Source organism: Nocardia beijingensis NBRC 16342 (genome assembly GCF_001612785.1).
GTDB classification, from domain to species: domain Bacteria; phylum Actinomycetota; class Actinomycetes; order Mycobacteriales; family Mycobacteriaceae; genus Nocardia; species Nocardia beijingensis.
On record NZ_BDBC01000001.1, the window covers coordinates 31,291 to 56,798 of the forward strand.

The following is a 25,508-nucleotide window of genomic DNA, read 5'->3' on the forward strand; positions in this document are numbered from 1 at the left end:
CTACGCCCAGTTTCCCCGCCCACGACGGTGGCGTGCGTCGCACCCGGCCGGTGACCTGGGCGCCCCGGCGGCGTGACGTGCGCTTTTCGAGACGCTCGCACCGGTCAATCGACGTCGATCGGCAGCCCCGCGGTGATCCGCAGCAGTTCCGGGAACGACGTGCGGAAGACGGTGTTCGGATGCCCGCCCGCGGCCCACAGCTCGCGATGGCGAGCCAGCGCGTTGTCCACCCAGGTGGGCAGGTTGGTCGGGTGGCCGACCGGTGCGACGCCGCCGATGGGCTGGCCGGTCACCTCGCGCACCATGGTCGCGGGGGCGCGGGTCAGCGTTCCTTCCAGGCGCGCGCCGGTCTTCGCCAGATCGACCTGGTGCGCCCCCGAGACCAGCAGGAGCACCGGGTCGTCGTCGAGCAGGAACACCAGCGACTTCGTGATCGCGCCCACGTCGACGCCCAGTGCCCGCGCGGCGTCGGCGGCGGTGTGGGTCGGCTCCGGCTGGGCGACGATGAGACCGTGATGGCCGCGGGAGATGAGGGTGTCGGCGACCCGGCAGGCGACCGGTGGCAATGACGACCTGCGCATCCCATCAGGGTAGAGCGATAGCGGACCAGACGCCGGGCAAGTCGCGCTGTCGGTTCAGTATTCCGGGTAGCCCTCGGCCGGACCGAGCATCCCGTCGATCCGCGCGCGGGTGATCCGCGCCAGCTCGGTCACGTCGTGCGCCGAGACCGGCTCGTGCGCAACTCCTTCGAAGGCGCGCTCCACATCCTGCTGCGAGAGCGCGAGCAGTTCGAGATCGGCCTTGCTCAGCAACGCGTTCCGGTCGGGATAGGGACGGGCGTCGGCCAGTGTCGCCGCCCACGTGACGTTGCAGCAGCACTCGTACAGCGCGTGCACCGCGCGGCCGCGGGGCAGTTCGTTGAAGCGGTCGAGACCGATCCCGCGATGCATCAGCATGAGATCCTCCGAAGCCGGTGAACGAGGTTTGCTGACTTGCTCATGATCCGCTGTTCTTGGCACCGGCACCCAGTACACCATCGCGAATTAGCACAGGCTTTACACGCGGCGGTTCCGCTTTCCGAGTCGCGTGGCACCGGGTCGGGACACGGGCGTCGATTTGTCTCGATACGCTGTACAAATGACAGATTGGCAGGCTTTCACCGTCGAAACCAAGGATCACGTCGCGCAGGTGACGTTGATCGGCCCCGGCAAGGGGAACGCGATGGGTCCCGACTTCTGGCGCGAGCTGCCGGAAGTGTTCCAGGCGCTGGACGCCGATCCGGACGTGCGCGCGATCGTGCTGACCGGCTCCGGCAAACACTTCTCCTACGGTCTGGACCTGCCCGCCATGAGCGGCACGTTCGGACCGTTGCTGGCCGATCGCGCGCTGGCCGCGCCGCGCACCGACTTCCTCGTCGACGTGCGCAGGCTGCAGGCCGCGATCACGGCCGTGGCGGATTGCCGCAAGCCGGTGATCGCGGCGGTGTCCGGTTGGTGCATCGGCGGCGGGCTGGATCTCATCGCGGCGGCCGACATCCGCTATGCCAGCGCGGAGGCCAAGTTCAGCCTGCGGGAGGCCAAGGTCGCGATCGTCGCCGACGTGGGCTCGCTGCAGCGGCTGCCCGGCATCATCGGTGAGGGCCACCTGCGCGAACTCGCCTACACCGCAAAGGACATCGACGCCGCGCGCGCGGAGAAGATCGGCCTGGTGAACGACGTCTTCCCGGACCAGGAGGCGGTCCTGGACGCGGCGCACGCCACCGCCCGCGAGATCGCCGCGAACCCGCCGCTGGTGGTGCAGGGCGTCAAAGACGTGCTCGAGCAGCGGCGCAAGGACGAAATCGCCGCCGGCCTGCGTTACGTCTCCGCGTGGAACGCCGCGTTCCTGCCCTCGGAGGACCTCACCGAGGCGGTCAAGGCCGTCTTCGAGAAGCGCGCGCCCGAATTCCGCGGCCAGTGAGGCCTGCGGCGCGCTCGCACCGCGGGCGGGCGCGCCGTTGCCGGACCCCAAGGGTGGGTATCAAGGGTGGGCAAGGTGATTCGCCTCAGGGTTGCGTTGCCCTCACCCTAGGGGTGGCTGTGCGAGGTGCCGATCGCCCATATCGTTTGAGGCGTCGAAAATTTCATCTCGCATTCAGGAGCAACAACAATGCGTATCAAGTCCTTCTTCGCCGCTGGTCTGCTGGCCACCGCCGCCGTCGCCGGGGTGTCGACGGCCGCTTCGGCCTCGGCCGCACCGGTTTACCAGGAGGTCGCCTACGGCGGCACCTACGTCGGCACGTACGCCACGCTGAGCGCGTGCCGGGCCGACGGCGAGTCGCCGAGCACCGGCGGCTACTACTGGGAGTGCATCGAGACCTGGGACGGCTACGACCTGTACATCTACTACTGAGCCACCTGTCACAGAGAAGGGGCATCCGGAATCCGGATGTCCCTTTTCGCTTTTCGTGACGACGGACACGAAAGCGGGGAGCCCGTCACCGGACTCCCCGCTTTCGTTGTGCCCGAGGGCTCAGTGGCCGCCCTGGTCCTTCAGCCGCTGGATGGACGCCTGCACCTCGGCCTCGGCCTCGGCCCGTCCGACCCACTCCGAGCCCTTGACGAACTTGCCCGGCTCCAGATCCTTGTAGCGCTCGAAAAAGTGCTTGATCGCGGACAGTTCGAACTCGGGGACGTCCTTCAGATCCTGGATGTGGTCCCAGCGCGGATCGCCCGCGGGCACGCACAGGATCTTGTCGTCGCCGCCTGCCTCGTCGGTCATCTTGTACATCGCGACCGGCCTGGCCTCGACGATCACGCCGGGGAACACCGAATCGGGGAGCAGGACCAGCGCGTCCAGCGGGTCACCGTCCTCGCCGAGGGTGTTCTCGATGTAGCCGTAGTCGGCGGGATAGACCATGGACGTGTACAGGAACCGGTCGAGCCGGACCCGGCCGGTCTCGTGATCGACCTCGTACTTGTTCCGGGAACCCTTGGGGATCTCAATGGTGACGTCGAACTCCACGCCATCTCCTTCGTGCATCGGTGCCGAGCACGGACGACTCGGCTTCTTTTCGGCGACTGCCGACTCGGCCGCTGCGGAGTGCGCCGACTCGCCAGGTTGTTCAGGGGAACGGTTGCGCAACGAGGATAGTGTGGTCGTCGGGGACATGGGTGCGGCAGGCGGCTGCTGCGGGAATCGGTCAGGAGAGCGGCGGCGACGTGTTTGGTGGGAACGAGAACATCGGTGGGCTGGCCGCCCGGCGGCGCCGCAACAGATGGCTGTTGATCTCGGCCGTGCTGGTCGTGCTCGTCGTGGCCGCCGCGGTGGCACTGCTCGCGGTGCGGCCGTGGACCGACGAGTTCCGGCACGGTGGCCTGACCATCGCCGCCCCGCCCGCGCCGGTCGAGCCGTCTCCCCAGGTCGGCCCGGCCCGGCCCACCGGATCCGCGCCGAGTCCCGCAGGGGTCGCCGCCGCGCTGGCCCCGGTGATCGCCAATCCGGACCTCGGCGCGTTCGCGGGCCAGGTGACCGACGCCGACAGCGGGACGGTGCTGTGGAGCGGCGACGCGAACCGGCCGATGATCCCGTCGTCCACCGCGAAGATCCTCACCACCGCGGCCGCGCTGCTCACGCTGCCCGCCGAGCACCGGGTGATCACGAAGGTGGTCGCCGGTGCGTCGCCGAACGAATTGGTGCTGGTCGGCGGCGGCGATCCGACGCTCACCGCGCAGCAGGACGGCAAGGGGTACTACCCGAACGGGCCGCGTCTGTCCGAGCTGGTCACCCAGATCAAGGCGGCGGGCCGCGCGGTGGACACGATCGTCGTCGACCTCTCCGCCTACACCGGCCCGACGATGGCCCAGGGCTGGGACCCGATCGACATTCCCGAGGGTTCCATCGCCCCGATCGAGCCGGTGATGATCGACGGCGGCCGGTTGCAGCCGCTGGTCGAGTACTCGCCGCGCACCACGACGCCCGCTCTGGACGCGGGACGGCGGCTGGCCACCGAACTCGGCCTCGACCCCGCGCGGGTGCGGGCCGGCGTCGCGCCCGCGGGCGCGACCGAGGTCGCCTCCGTGCGTTCGGCGCCGCTGCGCGACCGGCTGCGCGACATGATGGTCTACTCCGACAACGTGCTCGCCGAGGCGATCGGACGGGAGATCGCGACGGCCACCGGCGGCGAGGCCTCGTTCACCGGCGGGGTCACCGCGGTGCGCACGGCGCTGAGCAAGGCCGGTTTCGATCTGTCCGGCCTGGATATGCACGACAGCAGCGGGCTTTCGGTGGACGACCGGATTCCCGCGCGATTGCTCGACCGGGTCGTGGCGACCGCGGCCGAACCCACGGCCGCCACGGCGGTGCAGCCCGCGGGCGCCAAAGCCAAATCCGAGAACGGGCGGGTGGCGGCCACCTTGGCGCCGATGCTGGACGACCTGCCGGTCGCGGGCGCGACGGGCTCACTGACCAGCCGCTACGTCACCCGGGATCGTCAGGCCGCCGGCTGGGTGCGAGCCAAGACCGGAACTCTGTCGGTCTCCAGCGCGTTGGTCGGGTATGTGCTCGACGCCGATGGGCGGGTGCTGACCTTCGCGCTGATGTCGAACGATCGACCGCCGGAGGTGAGCAGGCCCGCGTTGGACGCGATCGCAGGCACGCTGCGAAACTGTGGATGCTCGTGACGGGTGGTTGATCATGACCCAGCAAGGTTCCGAGACAGCCGGACTCGGCTCCGCCGGTACGGTCGAGCGGCGCAAGCTCCGCTCGGGCCTGTCGGGCGTGGTCGATTGGCGCCTGGCCGCGCGGACCGGCTCCGCCCTGGTGCCCGCCGGTCCGCGCACGTCGCGCTATTCGGCCGAGCAGGTGGTCGCCGAACTCGCCGATTCCTCCGTGCGGGCCGAGGCGCCGGTGCGCGAGGTCAGCGGATTGCTGGACGACCGGCCGGTCCCGGCGGCCAGGATCGTCGACCGGCCGGGGTGGATCACGGCCGCCGCCGACTCGATGGCCCAGCTCACCGGGGCGGGTGAGGCGCAGGCCGACCGCAAGTTCCTCGCGGGCAAACCCGCGGGGGTCCAGGCAGGAGCCATGCTCGCCTTCCTGTCCACCGCGATCCTCGGTCAATACGACCCGTTCACGGGCGCGGATGGCACCTTGCTGCTGGTCGCGCCGAACATCGTCGCGGTCGAGCGGGCGCTCGGGGTGTCGCCGAGCGATTTCCGGCTGTGGGTGTGCCTGCACGAGGTGACCCACCGTGTGCAGTTCTCCTCCGCGCCCTGGCTCGGCGAATACATGCGCGCGAACGTCGAGGTGCTCGGCGAGGTCGGTGACGAGCCGATGAGCGAGATGCTGTCCCGGCTGGTGGAAGAGGTGCGCGACCGTCGGCGCGGCGGCGCTCCCGATGATCCGGCCGCGCGCGGTGTGGTCAGCCTGCTGCGCGCTACGCAGGCTCCGCCGCAGCGTGCGGCGCTGGACCGCCTGCTCATGCTCGGCACCCTGCTGGAAGGGCACGCCGATCACGTCATGGACGCGGTCGGCCCCGCGGTGGTGCCGTCGGTCGAGCAGATCCGCACCGCGTTCGACCAGCGGCGCAGGCGTCCGGCCAACCCGGTGCAGCGCCTCCTGCGCGCCCTGCTCGGCGTGGACGCGAAGGTCGCCCAGTACGTGCGCGGCAAGAAGTTCGTCGACGAGGTGGTCGGCAGCGTCGGGATGGCCCGGTTCAACACGGTGTGGACCGAAGCCGACACGCTGCCGCGCACCGATGAGATCGAGCATCCGCAGCGCTGGATCGACCGAGTGCTGGCCTGAGCGAGCACGCCGGTTCCCGGCCCGGCCGCGGCTCACCGAGTGCGGCGGGCCGGTAGGCTGCGCCCATGGGGCGTGCGCCAGGAACGACACCCGGGCGCTTCGGGTCGGAGAGCGGGTCATCCGGTGCGGGGCGGCCGCCGGGAAGCGTCCGGCGATTGCCCGAGACCGCCGCCGTGCTCGCCGTCCGCAGGGCGGTCCGCGATTGGCTGAGCAGGTTCGGGCCGCGCGAGTCCGAGGAGCGTGCGGTCGCGGTGGCGTTGTCCGGCGGCGCGGATTCGCTGGCCCTCACCGCGGCGGCGGTGGTCGAGACGGACGCGGTCGACGCATTGGTGGTGGATCATCGTCTGCAACCGGGCTCCGGCGCCGTCGCGGCCGAGGCCGCGGCACAGGCGCTCGCCCTCGGCTGCCGGTCCGCGCGCGTGCTCGCGGTCGAGGTCGGCGCCGAGGGCGGTGTGGAAGCCGCCGCGCGGCGGGCGCGCTACGCCGCGCTGGACTCCGCGCGTCACGGCCTCGCGGTGCTGCTCGGGCACACCCTCGACGACCAAGCCGAAACGGTGCTGCTCGGCCTCGCGCGCGGCTCGGGCGGGCGCTCGATCCAAGGGATGTCCGCCTGCGCCGAACCGTGGGGGCGGCCGTTGCTCGGCGTGCGCAGGGAAACCACCCGGCGCGTGTGCGCCGATCTCGGCGTGACACCGCACGACGACCCGCACAACGCGGCGCCGGAGTTCACCAGGGTCCGGCTGCGCACCGAGGCGTTGCCGCTGTTGGAGCAGATCCTCGGCGGCGGGGTGGCCCCGGCGCTGGCGCGCACCGCCGAGCAGCTGCGGGAGGACGGCGCGGTCCTGGACGCGCTCGCCGCCGAACTGCGGCACACCGCGAGTGATGGCCGGACGCTGATGATCGAGACCCTTGCCACTGCGCCCGCCGCCCTGCGCAAACGGGCAATTCGGGCATGGCTGCTCGACAACGGGGCGAAAGCCCTGACCACCAAGCATTTACAGGCAGTCGACGAACTGGTGACGACTTGGCGCGGGCAGGGCGGCGTCGCGGTCGGCGGCGGTACCGCGGGTAGCAGGTTGGTCGCCGGGCGCGAACATGGCAGGCTGACACTGCGGCTGGACGAGGACGGCATCGGACCGATGACGCAGACCGAACCGGCCGGACGGGCTCACCACCACGGAAGGGAATCCAGCTGACGTGTACGGGGATGACATCGCGTCGGTGCTGATCACCGCCGACCAGATCGCCGCCAAGACCCAGGAGCTGGCCGATCTCATCGCCAAGCGGTATCCGCCGGACGCACCCGAGGGCGATCTGCTGCTGGTGGGCGTGCTCAAGGGCGCGATCTTCTTCATGACCGACCTCGCCAAGGCCCTGCCGATCCCGACCCAGATGGAGTTCATGGCGGTCTCGTCCTACGGGTCGTCGACCTCGTCCTCCGGCGTGGTGCGCATCATGAAGGACCTGGACAAGGACATCGCGGGCCGCAACGTGCTGATCGTGGAGGACATCATCGACTCCGGGCTCACGCTGTCGTGGCTCAAGCGCAACCTGTCCACCCGTAACCCGGCTTCGCTCGAGGTGGTCACCCTGCTGCGCAAGCCCGACGCGCTCCGCACGCCCGTCGAGGTCGCGCACGTCGGCTTCGACATCCCGAACGAATTCGTCGTCGGCTACGGTCTCGACTACGCGGAGCGCTACCGCGACCTGCCCTACATCGGCACCCTCAACCCGAAGGTATACGGCGGCTGAGCCGTCAGCCGGGCAGGATGCCGAAAATCGTTGCGGGCCCGCCGGAACCGCCACGGTAGAGCGGTCCGCCCACCAGCACCCACGCCCCGGTGGCGGGTAGCGCCACCAGGTTCGCCAGGCATTCCAAGCTGATCCGGTGCTCGCCGTAGAGCAGCTTGGACACCGCGTAGGTCTCGTCGGCGCCCACGTCAGGGCCGAACGTGTCGATGCCGAGCGCGCCACGGCGGCCGAGCCTGCCGCTGCGCAGCAGCCATTCCACCGTGGGCGCCGCGAAACCCGGTTGCCTGCCCGCTGATCCGCCCGTGCCGATGAACTCCGGCGTGCCCCATTTGGCGTCCCATCCGGTCCAGGCGATCACCGCGGCGCCGTCCGGGATCCGGCCGTGCTCGGCTTCCCATCGCTCCAGATCCTCGATTGTGATCGCGTAGTCGCGATCGCTCGCGCAGCGGCTCCGGAGGTCGATCTTCACGGCGGGCAGCAGCAGGTCGTCGAGGTCCAGTTCGTCGGCGGCCAATCCGTCCGCGCGGAAGTGAATCGGCGCGCCCCAATGGGTTCCGGTGTGCTCGCCCTGCTGGATGTAGCGCAGGAGGTAGCCGTCGTCCGCGATCGTGGCCACGATATCGGTGCGGAATTCCGGATCGTCCGGATACAGCGGCGTGGTGAGCGGGTCGTGGACGTGCGACAGGTTCACCATCCGCCCGAGCGGGCGCGGTGTGGTCATCGCGTCCGCTGGGGGATCGCCCTGGCCAGAGCGAGCAGATCGGCTTCAAGGAGCCGGAACAGTCGATAGGTCAGCACGAACGCCAGGATGCCACCCACGCTCAGCACGCGCACCGGAACGATCACCAGCTCCAGGTCGGTGGCCTCGACGAAGGTCGCGCTGGCCACGCCGAGCAGCGGAACCGACGCCGCCACACCCAGATAGAAACTGCCGCGCTTGGCCAGCGCGCGCAGCTGGCGTTCGTCGTCGGGGCCGATGCCGCCGCGCACCAGAAGCTGTGGATAGATCGCTCGCACCGAGTAGACCATGATCGGAAAGAACGGGTAGGCCAGCGCGATCGCCGCGCACACCACCTGCGCGGCGAAGAAGTGCACGAAGGTGCCGCGCGGCAGGTCGACGCCGGAAAAGGCCAGCCCAAGCGGCCAGATGATGCCCGCGACCAGCCAGAAGCCGAAGGGTATCCACACCGCCCAGTCACCCATCAGCAAGGTGTCGCGGCGGGCTTGGGCGAGGGTGTGCGCGGAGTACCCGTCGCCACGGCCGAGGCGATGGGAGATGGTGAGTGGACGCCGGGTCATGAACACCAGCAGCAGCGCGGCGACCGGGAACGCGATCAGGTTGTTGATCAAACCGACCGCCGCGAACTTCTCCTGGTCGGCGACCGACATCCGGTCGATGATCAGGCTCTGGTTCAGCTGGATGTTGTAGAAGCTGGCCAGCAGGTTCGGCACGCCGACGCACAGAGCCGCGACCGGCAGCAGCCACCCGCGGGCACGGTGGGCGAGGCTGCGGGGCGGGGGATCGACCAGGTCGCGCGCGCGGGCATCCAGGCACAGGTCGAGTTGTCCCGCGAGTTCGGCGCCGCCGCGCCAGCGCCGCTCCGGATCCTCGTGCAGGCAGTCCAGCAGTACGCGGCGCAGCGCGGCCGGGGTGCCCTCCGGCACGCGCGCGAGCGCTGCGGCCGGGACGCCGCCGCGGCGCACCGCGAGCATCCGCGCGTACGTCTCGGCGTCGGGGCCGTTCTCGTCCAGTGGCGGATCGTCGAACGGGGTTGCGCCCGTGAGCATTTCCCAGAGCAGCACACCGAGGGAGTAGACATCGCTCGCGTCGCCGGGGGCGGGTGCGTCGGGAACGAGATAGCGGGTCAGCTGCTCCGGGGAACGGTAGACCAGCGCGTCGGTCGCGCCGACGCCGTGGGGCGTGGTGCGACCCGACGTCTCACCGAGGGCGAAGTCGGCGAGTTTGGGGATGCCCTCCGCGGTGAACAGCACGTTCGCCGGTTTGATGTCGTGGTGCAGCACGCCGTGGTGCGCGGCGTAGTCCAGCGCGTCGGCCAGCCGCCTGCCCACCCAGGCCACGGTCTCCGGCCAGTCCAGCCGCGCGATCTCGGCGCGGACGCTGGAATCCGCCGGGCGGATCTCGCCTTTGGCCTCCATAGCGGTGTCCACCGCGCGCAGCAGCAACGCGCCGCCGTCGGTGACGGGGCCGCGACGGCGTTGCTCGAGTAGGCCGACCGCCGTGCCGCCCGGGAGATACTGCATGTAGACCAGGCGTGGGAGGACTGCCGTCCCGCGTTGGGGTGCGATGGGCGGTGGGGTGGCAGCGGACGCGGTGTCCTCCGGTGCGGCGGCGACGGTCGCGTCCGGATCGGTCGCTCGCTCGGTCGCCGCGTCCGGGTACGCCAGCACCGTGGCGCTGTCACGGGATTCGGCCGAGCGTCCGGGATCGGCGAACAGAGCGCGGCGTGGGTGGACCGGAGCAGGCGTGTGTGGCTCGCCGCCGACGGTTTCGTCGTCCTCGGATTCCGGTGTGTCCCCCGCATCGGTGAAAGGATCGGTGACGCGCGGAGAGCGCCTTCTGCCGCCGGGCGTGCGCGGTTCGTCGTCGCCTGGGTGGCTCACCGTTTGGGGTGGGTGTGCTGCGATGGTTTCGTCGTCGGTGGTGCGGTTCACCGTCCGGGGTGGGTGCGCTGTGATGGTTTCGTCGTCGGTGGTGCGGCTCACTGCCTGGGGTGGGTGTGCCGCGATGGTTTCCTCGTCGCCGGGGCGGCTCGTCCGGGTGGGTGGAGCGGCCGCGAGGGTGGCGTCGAGTTCGAACGGGTCGGCGATCGTGGTGTCCGGCTGTGGCGCGGCGATCGTGGCCTTCGCCGCGGTGGCGCCGCCGTTCGCGGGAGAACCGGCGACCGTCAGGGTCTGAGCGGCGTCGGCGCTGAGCACTCGCTGGTCGAAGACCCGCACGATGTGGGCATGATCGAGCTGGGCCATCGTGTGCGCCGCGCCCGCCCGGCCCGCCGAGAACCTGACGGCGACCAGCCGTTGCATGGAATGCTGCCTGGCCAGGAAGACGCGGCCGAGCAGCCCGGCGCCCAGGTCCGTGAGCAGGTCGAAGTCATCGATCCGCTGGCCGGGGGCGAGGTCGGCCAGCGCGGCGACGACTTCGTTCGACTCGGCGTCCGGTTGGTCGTCGTCGGCGAAATCGGCGAGGTGCTCCCGGACCGCGCCGGCCAGTTCCGGGTACTCGGTCAGGAAATCGTCCAGCGCCAGCGGTCCGCGGCCGCGGCGCGCCAGAAATTCCTCGCACACTAGATCGACCAACTCCGGGCTGGTCTCCACTTCGGGAAATTCCTCGCGATAGTCGGCGACCCGTCTACCGGGGCCGCCGTACTCCCACCGCCGGCGCAGATCCACCCGGATCAGCTCGACGAGGACCGCCAAGCGAACCTGCGTGCCGTCGGGCACGTAGTCGCGGATCTGCGGCGGCAATCGATCACCATGGAGACTGCGCTGCCAGTCGGCGGAGAACCGGGCGACGGCATCGGTGCGGGACAAGCTCACGTGCTGGTCTCCGCGGCGGTCGTGGTCGCTCGGGCCGCCCGGCCTTCGGCGCCGCCCGTCTCGGCGGATTCCGGATCGACCACCCGCTCCAGCGCCCGCAGATCCGCTTCCAGCGCACGGAACAGCAGATAGGTGCCCACGAACGCGATTATGCCGCCGACGCACAACAGCCGGACCGCGACGATGACCGACGGGATGTCGGACGGGGGCAGGAAGGTCACTCCGGCGACCGCCAGCAGCGGCACCGAGGCCGCCACCGCGAGGTAGCCGTTGCAGCGCCGGTCCAAGCCGCGCAGCCACACCGCGTCCTCGGGACTGATGTCGCCGTGCCGGAGGAACAGCGGATAGACGCACCGCACCATGTAGAAGGTCAGCAGGAAGAAGGGATAGGCCACCGCGATCGCGCCGCACACCACCAGCGAGGAGAAGAAGTGCACGACCGAGCGCGTCGATATCTCTCCGGTGGACACCTGCAGCGCGATCAGGAAGCACGGCGCGGCCAGCACCCACAGCGAGAAGGCCACCGCCACGGCCCGGTCGCCCATCAGCAGCGCGTCGCGTCTGGCACGTCGTAGCGTTCCGGAGTCGTATCGTCGCCCTTTGCGCAGGCCGCGCGGCACGATCAGCACATATCTCGCCAGATACAGCACGAGCGCGATGCCGACCGGGAAGAAGATCGCGTTCACGATGCCGGTGATGATGAGGAAGGTCTGCTGGGCGTCCGCGGTCATCCGGTCGATGATCAGATGCTGGTTGTGCTGGATGTTGTACAGCGAGGCCAGCACGTTCGGCAGCGCCATCGCCACCAGCGCCACCGGCACGATGTACGGGCGCAACCGCCGCCGCCAGCTGTTCGGCGCCGGGTCGACCAGCTCCCGCGCCCGCGCGTCCAGGCACATCTCCAGCTGCCTGGCCAGGATCGCGCCGCTGGACCAGCGATCGGCTCGCTCGGGAGCCAGACAGGTCAGCAGGATGCGGCACAGCGCGGCGGGACAGTCGGCCGGGACCCGCGACAGCGCGATGTCGTCCACGCCCGAGCTGCGCCGCTCCAGCATGGCCTCCAGCGTGGTGTCGTCGCTTCGGTCACCCGCCCCCGCGGTCCGGTCGTCGAACGGTTTCGCGCCGGTGAGCAACTCCCACAGCACGACACCGAGTGAATAGATGTCGGCACGGGTGTCCAGATCGGCGGCGCTGCGGCCGAAGCCGGGGTGGCAGGCCTCCAGCTGTTCCGGCGACATGTAGGCCAGTGAGCCGCCGAAGTAGGCCACCGGGCTGGTGCCCTCCACGTTACGGCTGAAGCTGATGTTGAAATCGGCGAGTTTCGGTACCCCCTCGGCGGTGAGCAGGACGTTGGCCGGTTTGACGTCGCGGTGCAGCACGCCGTGCGATGAGGCGTAGTCCAGCGCCTCGGCCAGCCTGCGGCCCAGCCAGGCCACCGTCTCCGGCCAGCTCAGCGCCGCGATCTCGGCTCGAACGCTGGAATCGGTCGGCCGGATCTCGCCCTTCTCCTCCATGGCCGCGTCGACGGCGTCCAGCAGGAGCCTGCCGCTGCGTTCGGCAGGCGGGGTCGCGCGTGCCCAGCGCAGCACGCCCAGCAGCGTGCCGCCGGGCAGGAACTGCATGTAGAGCAGCCGTAGCCGGCGCGCTGCGCCCTCGGTGTCGTCCAGCAGCCGCTGGTCGAAGACCCGCACGATGTAGTCGTGGTCGAGTTGGGCCAGCGTCTGCGGCTCGGTGCCGTGGTCGGAGGAGATCTTGACCGCGACCAGCCGTTGCAGCGAGCGCTGCCGGGCGAGGAAGACCCGGGCGAACGCGCCGCTGCCGAGACCGGTCAGCAGATCGAAGTCATCGATCCGCTGACCGATCTCGATCCGGTCGAGCGGGTCGGAGCGGCCCGGCCCGGTGCCGATCGTCGTGGGCGCGGCGGTGGCCGTACCCGTCAGGTCGGCGGCGGTCGTTCTGGTCACCTCGGAACCACGAGCAGACTCAGCGGTTCGGTTCAATGCGGTGTCGGCGAAAATCCCGTCGCCGTCCGCGACGACGGTCCGGGTGGACTCCTCCGGGGTCGCACGGCGGGTGCTCTGGTCGATCTCGTCGGCGTTCAACAACTCGCGCAGTTCTTCCGCCTGCCGCGGGTATTCGCGCAGGCATTCGCGCGGATCGACCCGCTCGCCGCTCTGGCGGCGGATGACGAACTCCTCGTACACCAGACCGGCCGGAATATCGTCGGAGGCGAGTTCGGAGAATTCGGCGCAGTAATCGGTCAGGCGCATGCGCGCGGCCGGATCCGGCGCGGTCCCCGTGTGCCTGCCGCGGCGAAGCAGCCAGCGGTGACGCAGGTCGACGCGGATCAGCTCCAGCAATGCCTCACGGCGCAAGGTGCTGGCATCGGGCAGATATTCGGCGATCGGGGGTGGGCGGCGGGTGGATTCCCACGCCGCGGCGAACGCCGCCACCGCCTCGGATTCGGCATGCGACAGGTCGCCACTCCTCGGCCGGGTGGAAACACCCGTGTCGGGGTCGGAACTTCTCTCAGAGTTCGCACTCATGCTCGGACCTAGTGGCTCGGCGGACACCGCGGAATCCGCACCGGTTGTTGTCCGATGTGCCGAAAATTTCCGCCACACCCAACACCATCATCCCCCGCGCCGTATTCGAAATGATAACTTGCGGCTCGACAGTGGATCACCCGATTTCGACAACGACCGGACGGGGGATGACCAGCACATGTCCGACGAGGCCGCAATCATGGCGGACGGCTCGATCTCGGCGGGAAATTCCGCCCCGCCCCTGACATTCTCGAATGCGAAGACCGGCGTAGCCCGACCGCTGGGAGCCGCCGACGTGCGACCAGCCGAAGCCGGGGCCGCACTCGAACGCGGACCGGCCGCGACGATCGCCGCGTGCGTGCGTGACGGCCTGCTGCATCCGGGCCAAGTGGCGGCGGATGCCGGGACGCGGATCGCGGCGGCGGACCGCAAACTCGACGCCTTCAGCGTTCTGCGCGACGAACAGGTGACGGTCGAATCGGTCGGCCTGATGGAACGCGACGACCTCGACGTGCTGCCCATGGCCGGTGTCCCGGTCGTGGTCGAGCACGGCGTTCCCCTCGCGGGCGAGCCGGTGCCGTGGGGGCCGGTGGCCGCCGCGGATCATCCGGTGGTGGCCAGGCTGCGCGCGGCAGGCGCGGTGGTCATGGGCCTGGTCGCGGCCCCCGAGCTGAGTCGATGGGTGACCGGCGCCGGCGCCGAGCGGGTCATCCGCAATCCGTGGAATCCCGCGCGCAACGCGGGAAGCGCGGCCGGCGCCGCGATCGCGGCCGGGCTGGTTCCGGTGGCGCACGGCTGCGACGGTTTGGGCGCGGTGCGGGTGGCGGCCGCGTGCTGTGGAGTGTTCGGGATCAAGCCGGGGCAGTACACGGTCCCCGGGACGGGCCCGTGGTCGAATCTGGTCGAGAACGGTGTTCTGGCGACGAGCGTGGACGATGCCGCGCTGGCGCTGTCGGTCCTGGCGGCGCGACCGGACCTAGCCGAGGTGGATCCACCGGGCCGACTACGCGTCGGACTGGCGGTGGATCCACCTTCTCGCCTGCTGCGCGTCGACCGGCACTGGACGGCCGCGGCCCGCACAGCGGCCTCGGTGGCCGCGGCGGCGGGCCATTCGGTGCAACCGACCGCGCTACCGTATGGAAACGCCCTGCTCGCGGCCTCGCTACGCTGGCTGGCCCTCGGCGCCCGCGACGCTCGGGCACTGCCTGATCCCGGCCGACTATCGCGGACAGCTCGGCGCCACCTGGCCTTGGGCCGGACGGTGCAGCGGTTACGACTCGCGCGTCCCGCCCAGATCGACCGGGTGGAGGCGCGACTACTGGAGTTCTTCGAGCACTACGACGTGGTGATCACACCCACGCTCGCCGCCCCGCCGCCGACGGCGCGGGCCTGGCACTTCCGCGACCGCCCCGCCACGCTGCTCACCAGCGCGCGATTCGCCCCCTTCACTCCGCTGTGGAATCTGGTCGGCTGGCCCGCCGTCTCCGTCCCCATGGGCATGCATCCCGGGTCGGGTACGCCGGTGGCGGCTCAACTCGCGGGACCACCCGGCAGCGAATCCACTCTGCTGCGGCTGTCGGCGCAGTTGGAGGCCCTCCGTCCGTGGCAGCGCACCGCTCCCGAGGCCCCGCCGCGCCGGTTCAGACGCTGACCGGCGACTGCTGCGCGGCGAACCCGCCTTCGACGGCGCGTCCGGCGAACTCCAGGATGGTCGGCCGGTTGTCGTCGGCCCGCCAGGCCACGGCGAGTTCGCACGGCGCCAGCCCCGACACCGGGCGCGCGGTCAACCCGGGCCAGCGGTACATCGGCACGTTGTTCTCCGCGAGCAGGCATACGCCGAGTCCGAGGCTCACCGCTTCCAGCTTGTCCTCGGCGGTGGCGGCTTCGGCGCCGATCTTCGGCGGACGGCCGCCGCGTCCGTCGTTGCCGAGCCAGAAGTCGCGCACGGCGCCGGCTTCGGTGGGCAGCGCGACGAACGGCTCGTCGAGCAGATCGGTGAACTCGATGGTCTCCGACACGGCCAGCGGGTGGTTCTCCGGGAGCAGCACCCAGCGCGGTTCGGTGCGCAGCACCTGCCACCGGTAGCGGCTCTGGTCCGGCAGCGGAAGCCAGACCAGCGCCAGATCGGCCTGACGGCCCGCGAGCCCGCTGGACGGATCGGTCCAGGACGCCGCGTGCAGCGCGAGGCGATGTCCGCTCGCGCTCTCCAGATCGCTGAGCAGACCGCGGCCGAGCGTGGATTGGATGCCGACGCGCAGCACCTCGCCCGCCTCCTGCAGCGAGACGTTGGTGACCTCCCACAGCTCCAGGATCTTGCGGGCGCCTTCGAGCAGCTCCTTGCCCGCGACGGTCAGCGCGACGCTGCGCTGGTTGCGGTCGAACAGGACCACGTCGAGCTGGCGTTCCAGCTGACGGATCTGACGCGACAGGGTGGGTTGAGCGATGTGCAGCCGCTGAGCGGCGTTGGTGAAATGCAGTTCCTCAGCGACGGCGACGAAATACCGCAGGTCGCGCAAATGCGGGTCCATAGCCCCTTGCTATCAGAATCAGTCCGGAATTTCCAGCCTTATCAGGCCGGAAAGTTCGGATACGGGTGCCGAAACAGTCGGCAGGTTTGTTAGGAACAGCATATTGCCTGTGATGGTGCTGCGCATCAGGCGGTTGGCGAATTCTTGGCATGCTCTGCGCATTTACCGTCGAGGTGTCCGATTTGGGCGCTTGACCAGCACGAACGAGACTTCCCCTGAAGTCTCCATGGCGGATTGTGGACGCCTTCGCGGGCGCCGAGTGCGGGCTGGGAATTTGCCGCTGACCGGCTATGCGATGTAACCGACAGCTCGCGTGATTTTCATCACAAGGCCTTTCGCGTGTGTCGCCCCCATGTGCCCCGAATGCGGCGAGGCGCCGCGGCCGAGACGAATCCCGGCCGCGGCGCCCCGGCTCCGCGCCGCGCTCACACGCCGCGAGCGCGCTCCTCATAGGCCTTGCGCTTGTCGGCGTCGACGTCGTCGAGGAACGCGCGGCCGGACCCGAGGGCGCGGCCGATACCGTCCCCGAGCGCTTCCGGCAGCAGGCCGACGAACTGGGAGATGAACCCCGCCACCGCGGTCACCCTGACCTTCGACTTCGGCGCGACGATCAGCTTCGCGACGGCGGCGGCGATCTCCTCCGGCTCGGCGGCCCGCAGCAGCTTGGGCGCGGTGACGCCCGACCCGAGTTCGGTGTTGGTCAGCGTCGGCAGCACCGAGGAGAAGCGCACGCCGGTGCCGCGGTACTCCTCCCGCAGCGTGTCGGTGAAGCCGAGCACCGCGTGCTTGCTGGCGTTGTAGGTGGCCAGGCCGGGGATGTGGGTCTCGCCGGCCAGCGAGGCGATATTGATGATGTGCCCGCCGCCGCGCGGCAGCATCCGCCGCAGCGCCAGCTTGGACCCGAGGATCACGCCGTAGACGTTGATGTCCAGGATCCGGCGGGTCAGCGGGTCCGGCTCGTCCACCACCCTGCCGGTCGGCATGATGCCCGCGTTGTTGATCAGCACATCGATCGGGCCGAGGGTGCGCTCCACCTCGTCGAGAAAGCCGTCGAACGAATCGTGATCGGTCACGTCGAGCTTGCCGTAGAACTCGAAACCGCGCGCCGTGCCCGACTCCTTGACCGTGGTCTCGTCGATGTCGCCGATCGCGATCTGCGCGCCGAGGGCCTGCAGCGTGGTCGCGGTGGCGAGCCCGATGCCGCGGGCGCCGCCGGTGATCACCACGACCTTGCCGCGGATCTGCTTCGCTTCGGTCACTTGTCGTTCCCCTTCAGCTTCAGCAGGGCGGGCAGGTCGAGGCGGCGCAGGCCGCGAGCGCCAGCGGCGCGCATGGCGCCGAGCGCGAACAACAGCTTCGGCATCGAGTACGGGTACCAGAACAATTCCTTCTGCTGCGTCGGCAGGATCGGCGTGGTGATCGCCTGCTGCCGGCAGTATTTGCGCACGCCGTTCGCGCCGCCCCAGCGCGCGCCGACGCCGGAGAGCCCCCAGCCGCCCATGGGCAGCGCGTAGCTGAACAGGTTGGCGAAGACGTCGTTGATGTTGACCGCGCCCGCGTTCAACTGCCGGGCGATCCGTTCGCCCCGCTCCTTGTCGCCGGTCCACACCGAGGCCGACAGGCCGTACACCGAGTCGTTGGCCAGCCGGATCGCCTCGGACTCGTCGGCCACTTTCATCACCGGCAGCGTCGGACCGAAGGTCTCCTCGGTGATGCAGGACATGGTGTGGTCGACGTCAACCAGGACGGTCGGCTCGAATGCGGTGCCGAATCCGGCCCGCTTGCCGCCGGTGAGCACCTTCGCGCCCGCCGCGACGGCCTCGTCGACATGGCGCTGCACGATGGCCGCCTGGTTCTCGTTGGCCAGCGCGCCCACGTCGTGCTTCGACTCGCGCCCGTCGAGACCCTGGCGCAGCGCCTTGACATTGGCGGTGAGCTTGGCGACGAATTCGTCGTAGACCGGCGCTTCGACGTACACCCGCTCCACCGAGATGCAGACCTGGCCGGAGTTGAACATGCCGCCGAAGGCGATGCCGTGCGCGGCGCGATCGAGGTCGGCGTCGGCCAAGACGATGGCCGGGTCCTTGCCGCCGAGTTCCAGACTGTAGGGCACCATCCGCTCCACACAGGCGGCGGCGATCTTGCGGCCGGTCGCGGTGGAGCCGGTGAACTGGATGTAGTCCGCGTTGCCGACCACGGCCGCTCCGGTCGCGCCCGCACCGGTGACCACCGCGAAGACCGGCGGCGCGCCGATCTCGGCCCAGCCCTTGGCCAGCTCGATCGCCGAGAGCGGGGTGACCTCGGACGGCTTGAGAATCACGGCCGCACCGGCGGCGAGCGCGGGGAATACGTCCATCACCGGCATGGCCAGCGGGAAATTCCACGGCGTGATGACGCCGACCACCGGATAGGGCCGATAAACCGTGGTCAGTCGCTTGACCCTGGCCAGCGGGCTGTGCGGCGACGGGTGGTCGTCGGCGAGGAACTTGGCCGCGCGGCGTGCGTAGTAGCCGATCAGATCGGTCGCGAAACCGGGATCGATCAGGGCGTCGACCCTGGGCTTCGCGGTCTCCGACTGCAGCACCGTGGCCAGGCGATCGGTGTTGTCGATCAGCCAGTCCTGGAACTTCAGCAGCCAGACCTTGCGTCCTTCGGGGCCGATCGCCTCCCACTCCGGCTGGTACAGCCGCAGTTCGCGGACCTTGGCCGCGACCACGTCCGCGGTCTCGTCCGGCACCGTGCCGACGACCTCGCCCGTGCCGGGATTGCGCACCTCGATGACGGCGGGGCCGTCGCTCTTCGCGGTCGTTTCGCGTGCCCGCGCCTGCTCGGCCGCTGGCGCTGGTTCGGTGTTGGTCACTGATGTTCTCCCACTGACGTTGTGTTGAACCGCGGTCTGCGACTGCTGTGAGGCAGGCCACTGAACTATGATCGTGACACAATCCGAACAGAGTTTCTTGGCCCGAATTGTCAAGGAAAACGTGCGATTTTGTTTCGTTGAGACAAAATCGCCGATCCGAAGGAGCAGGCGATGACGATGGGGCCCTCGCCGGGCGCGCCGGTCCGGCCGAACCCGCCTCCCGACGAAGTGCGCGACTGGCTCGCCGAGTACGTCTACGAGACGACGCGCGCGGAGGGGCTGGAGCGCATCGTCACCCGGCTGGACGACGTGATCATCGCGCGCATCCCCGAACTCGCCGATCGCGATATGCGGCGCGACCTCGCGGCCAGTACCAGGGCGCACGCCAGGATCGTGCTCAGCAGACTGGCCACCGACACCTTCGAGTACTCGCTCCCGGAGGAAGCGCACGCGTTCGCGCGCAGCGTGGCACGGCGCGGGTTCGAGCTGCGATTGCTGCTGCGGGTCTATCACGTGGGCATGGAAGCGGTGCTGGACTACATGACCGAGGTTGTCGAGCAGCGGCGGACCACGCCGGAACTCGAGCGCGTGTTGCTGCTGCGGTTGTTCGAGCGGGCCACCAAGTGGATCAGCACCTCGGTCGAATTGCTCACCGACACCTACATGGAGGAGCGCGAGCAGGTGCTGCGCGCCGCCATCAACCGGCGCGCCGAGACCGTCCGCGCCCTGCTCGACGGCGACGACGTGGACGTCGACCAGGCATCGGTGCGCCTCGGCTACCGGCTCTCCCAGCGACACCTGGCCTTCGTGTTGTGGACCGACGAGCCGACCGGGGAGCCCGCCGGCGCGGAGGCGGACGCGACCGGACTGCTGGACCGGGTGGCGGTGCGACTGGCCGCGGCGCTCGGCAGCACCCGGGTGCTCACCGTTCCCTCCGGCGCCAGCGCGATGTGGGCGTGGGCCGGTTCGGACGACGGGGAACACGGCGCGGAACTCGCGGCGCCCGGCGAAGTGGAACGGCTGGCCGCCGCGCAGGTCGAGGCGCCGGTGCGGGTGGCGTTCGGTGTGCCCGCCTGGGGGATCGCCGGATTTCGCCGCAGCCATCGTGAGGCGGTCGCCGCACGGCAGGTCGCCGAGCGCGCACCCGCGGGCGGGCGGCGGGTCACCGGGTATCGGACGGTGGAGATCGCCTATCTGGCCGGTGCGGACGAAGCGGCCATGCGGGGACTGGTCGAACGGGAACTGGGCGCGCTGGCCGGGCGGGACGCGAACGCCGCACGGCTGCGCGAGACGCTGCACGCCTATCTGCGCAGCCAGCGCAGCCCGGAGGCCACGGCGAAGGTGCTCGGGGTACACAAGAACACGGTCCGCTACCGCGTGCAGCGGATCGAACAGCTATTGGGACATCCGATCGAAGAGCGCGGGCTGCCGCTGGAGATCGCGCTGGTGTGCGTCGCCGTCTACGGCGCCGACGCCCTGCCTTGAACCGGTCGCGCCTATTCTCCCGCCGCGGCCTCCCGCGCGGCGATGCGGCGCAGCGGCGGTTCGGTGGTCGGCGCCACCCTGCGGTCGGGTAATTCGGCGAGCAAGGTGGTGGTCGCGTTCGCGATGGCCGCGACGGCCTTGTCGACGGCCGGTTTGGTGGTCGAGCTCAGGCCGGACACGCCACCGACCTTGCGCACGTACTGCAGTGCGGCGGCATAGATTTCCTGCTCGGTTGCGGCAGGCTCCAGACCACGCAGGACGGTGATGTTTCTACACATGCGAGCACACTAGCCCCACATCACGACATGCGTCAGGGCAAGAAGCAACCGAGGCCGAAATCGATTCGCCCGACGGACGCGTCCGCGGGGACGAATGTGCGCCCATCCGTGAATCCCGCGCGTGCGCCGCGCGGCATGGGGAACAATCGGGGCATGTCTTCGCGCGGCGTACCCACCTTGACGACTTTTCCGTACGCGGAGCTGGACGAGCGGGAGGAAGACCATTGGTCCGGCGCCGCGGTATCCGACGACGAGTTGCGGGCGCTGGCGCTCGGCGCCTTCTATTCGGCGCGCTGGGACGCGTTCCACGACGCGCTGCTGCTCGGCCCCGAACGCGCGCATCCGCTCGGTGACCGGCGTGAACTGGCCATCGACACGCTCACCGGCGCGTGGGGCATCACCGACGGCACCGAGGCGCAGGCATCGATGGAGCAATTGCTCGACGGCATGCACGCCCCGCTGTACGCGCTGGTGCACCCACTGGTGACGGCGTCGGTCAACGCCAGCGAACGCGATCGTTTCGGTGAGCGCGCCGATCGGCACCGGGCGTTCCTGCGGCAGGTCGGCGCGTTCCGGGGGATGGACAATCCGGAGGCGCTGGTCCGCGATTACGACATCTGGTCGCAGGCGATCAAGATCGGATTCACCGATCACCTGGCCCGGCCGCTGCCGAGCGACATCCACGCCTGGGATCTGGCCAGGGTGGTCGCGGTGGCCAGGATGGCCTACACGGCCGGTTACCTCGACGCCGACGTGGCCTGGAGTTATATGGCGCGCGCCCTGCCGCTGGCGCAGAGCAAGTACCGCAACTGGCGCCAGTTCGGCGACGCCTACCTCACCGGCTGGACCTACTGGCAGGCCTGCGAGGACCTGGCCGAGCTGAAGAACGGCGGCGTCGACCGCCGCAAGGAGTTGCTGCGGCTGTGGCTGCGTCCGACCAGCCCGTGGCGGCGGATCGCGCTGAACTCAGCTCCCGTCGGGGAGTGAACGCAGGATCCCGCGACCGTAGCGCTGGAACTGCGCGTCGTCGACCATGCCCAGGGAGTGCCGCTCGACCAGCAGCTCCCATTCCGAGTACAGCTGCGCCACGCCGGGGTCGGCCGACCCGGCGGCGCCGTCGGCGGATTCCCGGCGCACCGCGAAGTTCACCGCGCAGCTGACCCGTTCGGTGTCGGCGCGGTCGGCGCCGGAGAAATGCAGCGTCCGGCTCCCGTCGTGCACCTCCATGCCGGTGGCGCCGCGTCCGGGACCGATCTCACCGCGCCCCGCGGTGGGGGTGTCGGTGACGCGCGCCCACAAGACCACCGGAATCGGGAGTTCGTGCGCGTACCGGCCGTCGCCGATGGCGATGAACAGCAGCCGGGTCGTGGTCGCGGCCAGCAGGCCGGAGCCGTTGCCCGCGGGCGGGTGCGCGACCGCGACGGCGGTCTCCAGGACGTACTCGTCCGGCGTCACGTAACGATGCAGAGCCGCTATCGCCTGCTTCGCCTCCCGGCGCGGTGACATCCTGCGCGTCGCCCGTTCCACGTCCGCCCGGGTGGGACCGCCGCGACCCCAGACGGGGGCGGGCGGGCGCAGGTCCGGCGCCGCCACGTCGATGCGCTGGGTGGCCAGGATGTGCGCGTTGATGCGGTCCACGATCTCGGTGGCCGCGGGCACGTCGTGCTCGGCGATGATGACCGGAAGGGGGGTGCGGTCCGCGGGGACGCCGGTGAGCACGGGCGTGGGGTAGCGCAGATAGATCTCGATGACGACGGCGTCGTCCGCGCGCCGGTTCAGCCGGACTTTCAGCAGGTCGGAGACCGGGACATCGAGCACGCGCTCGCCGTCGGATCCGGGTCGCAAGACGATCAACCTGCCGCGGCCGTGACGCAGTATCGCTGTTGGTGTCCGTAACTCGACTATGTCCATACCCCCTGCGCTCGTGTCTGGTCTGCGGCGCTCCCGGGGCCCTTCGTGGTGTGCGAGCTACCGCCTGGGTGGCCCGTCGCTCGCGCCGCGATGTTGTGTCGTCGCTCACGATAGGCCGAACATGCCATGATTGTTGCCACTTGGAGGAAGCCGAACCGGAGACGTCGGGAACCACCGTCGGTCTCCGGCCGTTTACCTCTTTAACTGCACCTGCAGCCGAACTGTGCGATGTATCGAGTAGACCGTACGCGGTAACGTGGCTTGTCCGCATCCGAACCCCCCGCGGAACCGGACGCGCCAGACGCATCGCTAGGCAAGAACCGGAGACACCGGAAAGGACTGGCCGCCCCGGCCGACGCTCTATGAACCGCAAGACTGTGTTTCGCACCCTGGCCATAGTCTCGGGCATCTTGCTCGTGATCTATGCGTTCAGCTACTTCGGCAACGACACGCGGGGCTGGAAGAGCGTCGATACCTCGGTTGCCCTCAGCCAGCTCGAGAACAAGAGCAACGTCCATAACGTCCAGATCGATGACCGCGAGCAGCAGCTGCGCATCGAGTTGAAGGACGGCAACGACGCCACCGGCGGACAGACCAAGATCATCGCGAAGTATCCGGGCGGCAGCGAGACCTCCGCGCAGATCTTCTCGGCTGTGAAGAACTCCGGTGCGCCCTACAACACCGTGGTCAAGCAGGAGAGCTGGTTCACCCAGATCCTGCTGTTCGTGCTGCCGATGGTGATCCTGCTGGGTCTGTTCATCTTCGTGATGGCCCGCATGCAGGGCGGCGGCCGCGGCGGCATGATGGGCTTCGGCAAGTCGAAGGCCAAGCAGCTGTCCAAGGACATGCCCAAGACCACGTTCGCCGACGTGGCCGGAGCCGACGAGGCGGTCGAGGAACTCTACGAGATCAAGGACTTCCTGCAGAATCCGGTCCGCTACCAGGCCCTCGGCGCCAAGATCCCCAAGGGTGTCCTGCTCTACGGCCCGCCCGGCACCGGTAAGACCCTGCTGGCCCGCGCCGTCGCAGGCGAGGCCGGTGTGCCGTTCTTCACCATCTCCGGTTCGGACTTCGTGGAGATGTTCGTCGGCGTCGGCGCCTCCCGCGTGCGCGACCTGTTCGAGCAGGCCAAGCAGAACAGCCCCTGCATCATCTTCGTAGACGAGATCGACGCGGTCGGCCGCCAGCGCGGCGCCGGCCTCGGCGGCGGTCACGACGAGCGCGAGCAGACCCTCAACCAGCTGCTGGTGGAGATGGACGGCTTCGGCGACCGCACCGGCATCATCCTGATCGCCGCGACCAACCGCCCCGACATCCTCGACCCGGCGCTGCTGCGTCCCGGCCGGTTCGACCGGCAGATCCCGGTCGGCAACCCCGACCTCGCCGGTCGCCGCGCCATCCTGCGCGTGCATTCGCAGGGCAAGCCGATCTCGCCCGACGCCGACCTGGACGGCCTGGCCAAGCGCACCGTCGGCATGTCCGGCGCCGACCTGGCCAACGTGATCAACGAGGCCGCGCTGCTCACCGCCAGGGAGAACGGCGCGGTGATCACCGGCGAATCGCTGGAGGAGTCGGTCGATCGGGTGATCGGCGGCCCGCGCCGCAAGAGCCGGATCATCAGCGAGCACGAGAAGAAGATCACCGCCTATCACGAGGGCGGCCACACCCTGGCCGCCTGGGCGATGCCGGACATCGAGCCGGTCTACAAGGTCACCATCCTGGCGCGCGGCCGCACCGGCGGCCACGCCATGACGGTGCCCGAGGACGACAAGGGCCTGATGACCCGCTCGGAGATGATCGCCCGCCTGGTCATGGCGATGGGCGGCCGCGCGGCCGAGGAACTGGTGTTCCACGAGCCGACCACCGGCGCGTCCTCCGATATCGACCAGGCCACCAAGATCGCGCGCGCGATGGTCACCGAATACGGCATGAGCGCGCGGCTCGGCGCGGTCCGTTACGGCCAGGAGCAGGGCGACCCGTTCCTCGGCCGCTCGATGGGCATGGGTTCGGACTATTCGCACGAGGTGGCGGGCGCGATCGATGAGGAGGTGCGCAACCTGATCGAGGCCGCGCACACCGAGGCGTGGGCGATCCTGAACGAGTACCGCGACGTGCTCGACGACCTGGCCACCGCGCTGCTCGAGCGCGAGACGCTGCACCGCAAGGATCTGGAACAGATCCTCGCCTCGGTGCAGAAGCGCCCGCGGATCACCGCGTTCAACGATTTCGGTGAGCGCGTCCCCTCGGACAAGCCGCCGGTGAAGACGCCGGGCGAGCTGGCCGCCGAGCGCGGCGAGTCGTGGCCGCCGGAGCCGGTGGTGAAGCCGGTGGCGGCCTCCGCCCAGCGCGAGCCGCAGCCCGCCAACGGGTATCCGCCGCACGGCAGCGGTTACGGCGCTCCGCCGCAGTACCCCCGCCCGTCCGCGCCCGGATACCCGCTGCCGGAGGCTCCGTCCTATCCGCGGCAGGGCACGCATGGGTCGCGACCGGACTACGGCGCTCCGGCGGGTTGGTCGGCTCCGGGATGGCCGCCCCGCGACGAGCCGCAGCAGGGTCAGCCCGGCTGGGGCGAGCCGCAGCAGCCGCGGCACGGCTACCAGCAGTGGGGTCCGCAGGATTCGGCGGAAGGCGGCTACGACCGGGACGGTTACGGCGACCGCGGCGGCTATGACGAGCCGCGCCGGACGAATCCGAACGGCGAGGGCGACGGCGATTGGGATGGACCGAACGGTCGTCACTGATCAGTGACGATTAGGCTCGACCATCTGGGGTGCCGAGAGATTGCGGGCGCCCGGGGAGTTTGGAGGTG

Annotated in this window: 21 protein-coding genes; 10 read left to right on the forward strand and 11 right to left on the reverse strand. The window is 69.9% G+C overall.

Going from position 1 to position 25,508, the window contains the following annotated elements; translation table 11 throughout:
- Window positions 1-104: 104 nt before the first annotated feature.
- On the reverse strand, window positions 105-581 hold the full coding sequence (locus NB3_RS00160) for a YbaK/EbsC family protein (RefSeq protein WP_067794576.1): 477 nt from the start codon (window positions 579-581) through the stop codon (window positions 105-107).
- Window positions 582-635: 54 nt separating this feature from the next.
- Window positions 636-956 (reverse strand): 2-oxo-4-hydroxy-4-carboxy-5-ureidoimidazoline decarboxylase, encoded by a 321-nt coding sequence (locus NB3_RS00165; protein ID WP_067794580.1) that lies wholly within the window; start codon window positions 954-956, stop codon window positions 636-638.
- 181 nt (window positions 957-1,137) lie between these two features.
- Between NB3_RS00165 and NB3_RS00170 the strand changes: the two genes are divergently transcribed.
- Together NB3_RS00170 and NB3_RS00175 are read left to right on the forward strand one after the other, a co-directional pair.
- Window positions 1,138-1,959, forward strand: coding sequence for a crotonase/enoyl-CoA hydratase family protein (locus tag NB3_RS00170; RefSeq protein WP_067794583.1), 822 nt, complete (start codon window positions 1,138-1,140; stop codon window positions 1,957-1,959).
- 189 nt (window positions 1,960-2,148) lie between these two features.
- Complete coding sequence (locus NB3_RS00175) at window positions 2,149-2,391, forward strand: hypothetical protein (protein ID WP_067794586.1); 243 nt, start codon at window positions 2,149-2,151, stop codon at window positions 2,389-2,391.
- A gap of 120 nt (window positions 2,392-2,511) precedes the next feature.
- Here the strand turns inward: NB3_RS00175 and NB3_RS00180 are convergent, their stop codons facing one another.
- Window positions 2,512-3,003, reverse strand: coding sequence for an inorganic diphosphatase (locus NB3_RS00180; protein WP_067794590.1), 492 nt, complete (start codon window positions 3,001-3,003; stop codon window positions 2,512-2,514).
- Window positions 3,004-3,221: 218 nt separating this feature from the next.
- Here NB3_RS00180 and dacB point away from each other — a divergent pair, with 218 nt between their 5' ends.
- The 4 genes from dacB (at window position 3,222) to hpt (ending at window position 7,536) form a co-directional block, all read left to right on the forward strand.
- Window positions 3,222-4,661, forward strand: a complete 1,440-nt coding sequence (gene dacB, locus NB3_RS00185) for a D-alanyl-D-alanine carboxypeptidase/D-alanyl-D-alanine endopeptidase (protein WP_067794835.1) — start codon at window positions 3,222-3,224, stop codon at window positions 4,659-4,661.
- A gap of 13 nt (window positions 4,662-4,674) precedes the next feature.
- Window positions 4,675-5,784 carry an Rv3626c family coenzyme F420 biosynthesis-associated protein gene (locus NB3_RS00190; protein ID WP_084485536.1) on the forward strand — a complete coding sequence of 370 codons (1,110 nt, stop codon included), beginning with the start codon at window positions 4,675-4,677 and terminating at the stop codon, window positions 5,782-5,784.
- Window positions 5,785-5,939: 155 nt separating this feature from the next.
- On the forward strand, window positions 5,940-6,980 hold the full coding sequence (gene tilS / locus NB3_RS00195) for a tRNA lysidine(34) synthetase TilS (RefSeq protein ID WP_244891715.1): 1,041 nt from the start codon (window positions 5,940-5,942) through the stop codon (window positions 6,978-6,980).
- A gap of 1 nt (window position 6,981) precedes the next feature.
- On the forward strand, window positions 6,982-7,536 hold the full coding sequence (gene hpt / locus NB3_RS00200) for a hypoxanthine phosphoribosyltransferase (RefSeq protein ID WP_067794593.1): 555 nt from the start codon (window positions 6,982-6,984) through the stop codon (window positions 7,534-7,536).
- Between the two features lie 4 nt (window positions 7,537-7,540).
- On the opposite strand, the gene NB3_RS00205 is transcribed toward hpt, so the two are convergent.
- The 3 genes from NB3_RS00205 to NB3_RS00215 are packed head-to-tail and all read right to left on the reverse strand — an operon-like array spanning window position 7,541 to window position 13,637.
- Window positions 7,541-8,257: a cyclase family protein gene (locus tag NB3_RS00205; RefSeq protein ID WP_067794596.1), complete on the reverse strand. Its 717-nt coding sequence runs from the start codon at window positions 8,255-8,257 to the stop codon at window positions 7,541-7,543.
- Window positions 8,254-11,091, reverse strand: a complete 2,838-nt coding sequence (locus NB3_RS00210; RefSeq protein ID WP_084485489.1) for a protein kinase domain-containing protein — start codon at window positions 11,089-11,091, stop codon at window positions 8,254-8,256. Before NB3_RS00210 ends, NB3_RS00205 begins: the two co-directional genes overlap by 4 nt.
- Entirely contained in the window at window positions 11,088-13,637 is a 2,550-nt protein-coding gene (locus NB3_RS00215; RefSeq protein WP_084485492.1) for a serine/threonine-protein kinase, read from the reverse strand. The genes NB3_RS00210 and NB3_RS00215 overlap by 4 nt, the downstream gene beginning before the upstream one ends.
- A 295-nt stretch (window positions 13,638-13,932) precedes the next feature.
- On the opposite strand from NB3_RS00215, the gene NB3_RS00220 reads away from it, so the two are divergent.
- The gene (locus NB3_RS00220; protein WP_067794844.1) at window positions 13,933-15,288 is read left to right on the forward strand and encodes an amidase family protein; all 1,356 of its coding nucleotides are present in this window, start codon (window positions 13,933-13,935) and stop codon (window positions 15,286-15,288) included.
- On the opposite strand, the gene NB3_RS00225 is transcribed toward NB3_RS00220, so the two are convergent.
- From NB3_RS00225 to NB3_RS00235, 3 genes are all read right to left on the reverse strand, one after another.
- Window positions 15,278-16,165 carry a LysR family transcriptional regulator gene (locus NB3_RS00225; protein ID WP_067794599.1) on the reverse strand — a complete coding sequence of 296 codons (888 nt, stop codon included), beginning with the start codon at window positions 16,163-16,165 and terminating at the stop codon, window positions 15,278-15,280. The genes NB3_RS00220 and NB3_RS00225 overlap by 11 nt on opposite strands.
- Window positions 16,166-16,590: 425 nt before the next feature.
- Window positions 16,591-17,424, reverse strand: a complete 834-nt coding sequence (locus NB3_RS00230) for an SDR family oxidoreductase (protein ID WP_067794602.1) — start codon at window positions 17,422-17,424, stop codon at window positions 16,591-16,593.
- Window positions 17,421-19,025, reverse strand: a complete 1,605-nt coding sequence (locus tag NB3_RS00235) for an aldehyde dehydrogenase family protein (RefSeq protein WP_067794604.1) — start codon at window positions 19,023-19,025, stop codon at window positions 17,421-17,423. Before NB3_RS00235 ends, NB3_RS00230 begins: the two co-directional genes overlap by 4 nt.
- 171 nt (window positions 19,026-19,196) lie before the next feature.
- Between NB3_RS00235 and NB3_RS00240 the strand changes: the two genes are divergently transcribed.
- Window positions 19,197-20,510 carry a PucR family transcriptional regulator gene (locus tag NB3_RS00240; RefSeq protein ID WP_084485497.1) on the forward strand — a complete coding sequence of 438 codons (1,314 nt, stop codon included), beginning with the start codon at window positions 19,197-19,199 and terminating at the stop codon, window positions 20,508-20,510.
- A gap of 11 nt (window positions 20,511-20,521) precedes the next feature.
- On the opposite strand, the gene NB3_RS00245 is transcribed toward NB3_RS00240, so the two are convergent.
- Complete coding sequence (locus NB3_RS00245; protein WP_067794607.1) at window positions 20,522-20,788, reverse strand: DUF2277 domain-containing protein; 267 nt, start codon at window positions 20,786-20,788, stop codon at window positions 20,522-20,524.
- Window positions 20,789-20,941: 153 nt separating this feature from the next.
- On the opposite strand from NB3_RS00245, the gene NB3_RS00250 reads away from it, so the two are divergent.
- The gene (locus NB3_RS00250; protein WP_067794610.1) at window positions 20,942-21,775 is read left to right on the forward strand and encodes a DUF1266 domain-containing protein; all 834 of its coding nucleotides are present in this window, start codon (window positions 20,942-20,944) and stop codon (window positions 21,773-21,775) included.
- Here the strand turns inward: NB3_RS00250 and NB3_RS00255 are convergent.
- Complete coding sequence (locus tag NB3_RS00255) at window positions 21,755-22,633, reverse strand: hypothetical protein (protein WP_244891716.1); 879 nt, start codon at window positions 22,631-22,633, stop codon at window positions 21,755-21,757. The two genes, NB3_RS00250 and NB3_RS00255, sit on opposite strands and share 21 nt — an antisense overlap.
- 428 nt (window positions 22,634-23,061) lie before the next feature.
- Here NB3_RS00255 and ftsH point away from each other — a divergent pair, with 428 nt between their 5' ends.
- Window positions 23,062-25,440, forward strand: coding sequence for an ATP-dependent zinc metalloprotease FtsH (gene ftsH / locus NB3_RS00260; protein ID WP_067794616.1), 2,379 nt, complete (start codon window positions 23,062-23,064; stop codon window positions 25,438-25,440).
- Window positions 25,441-25,508: the final 68 nt, after the last annotated feature.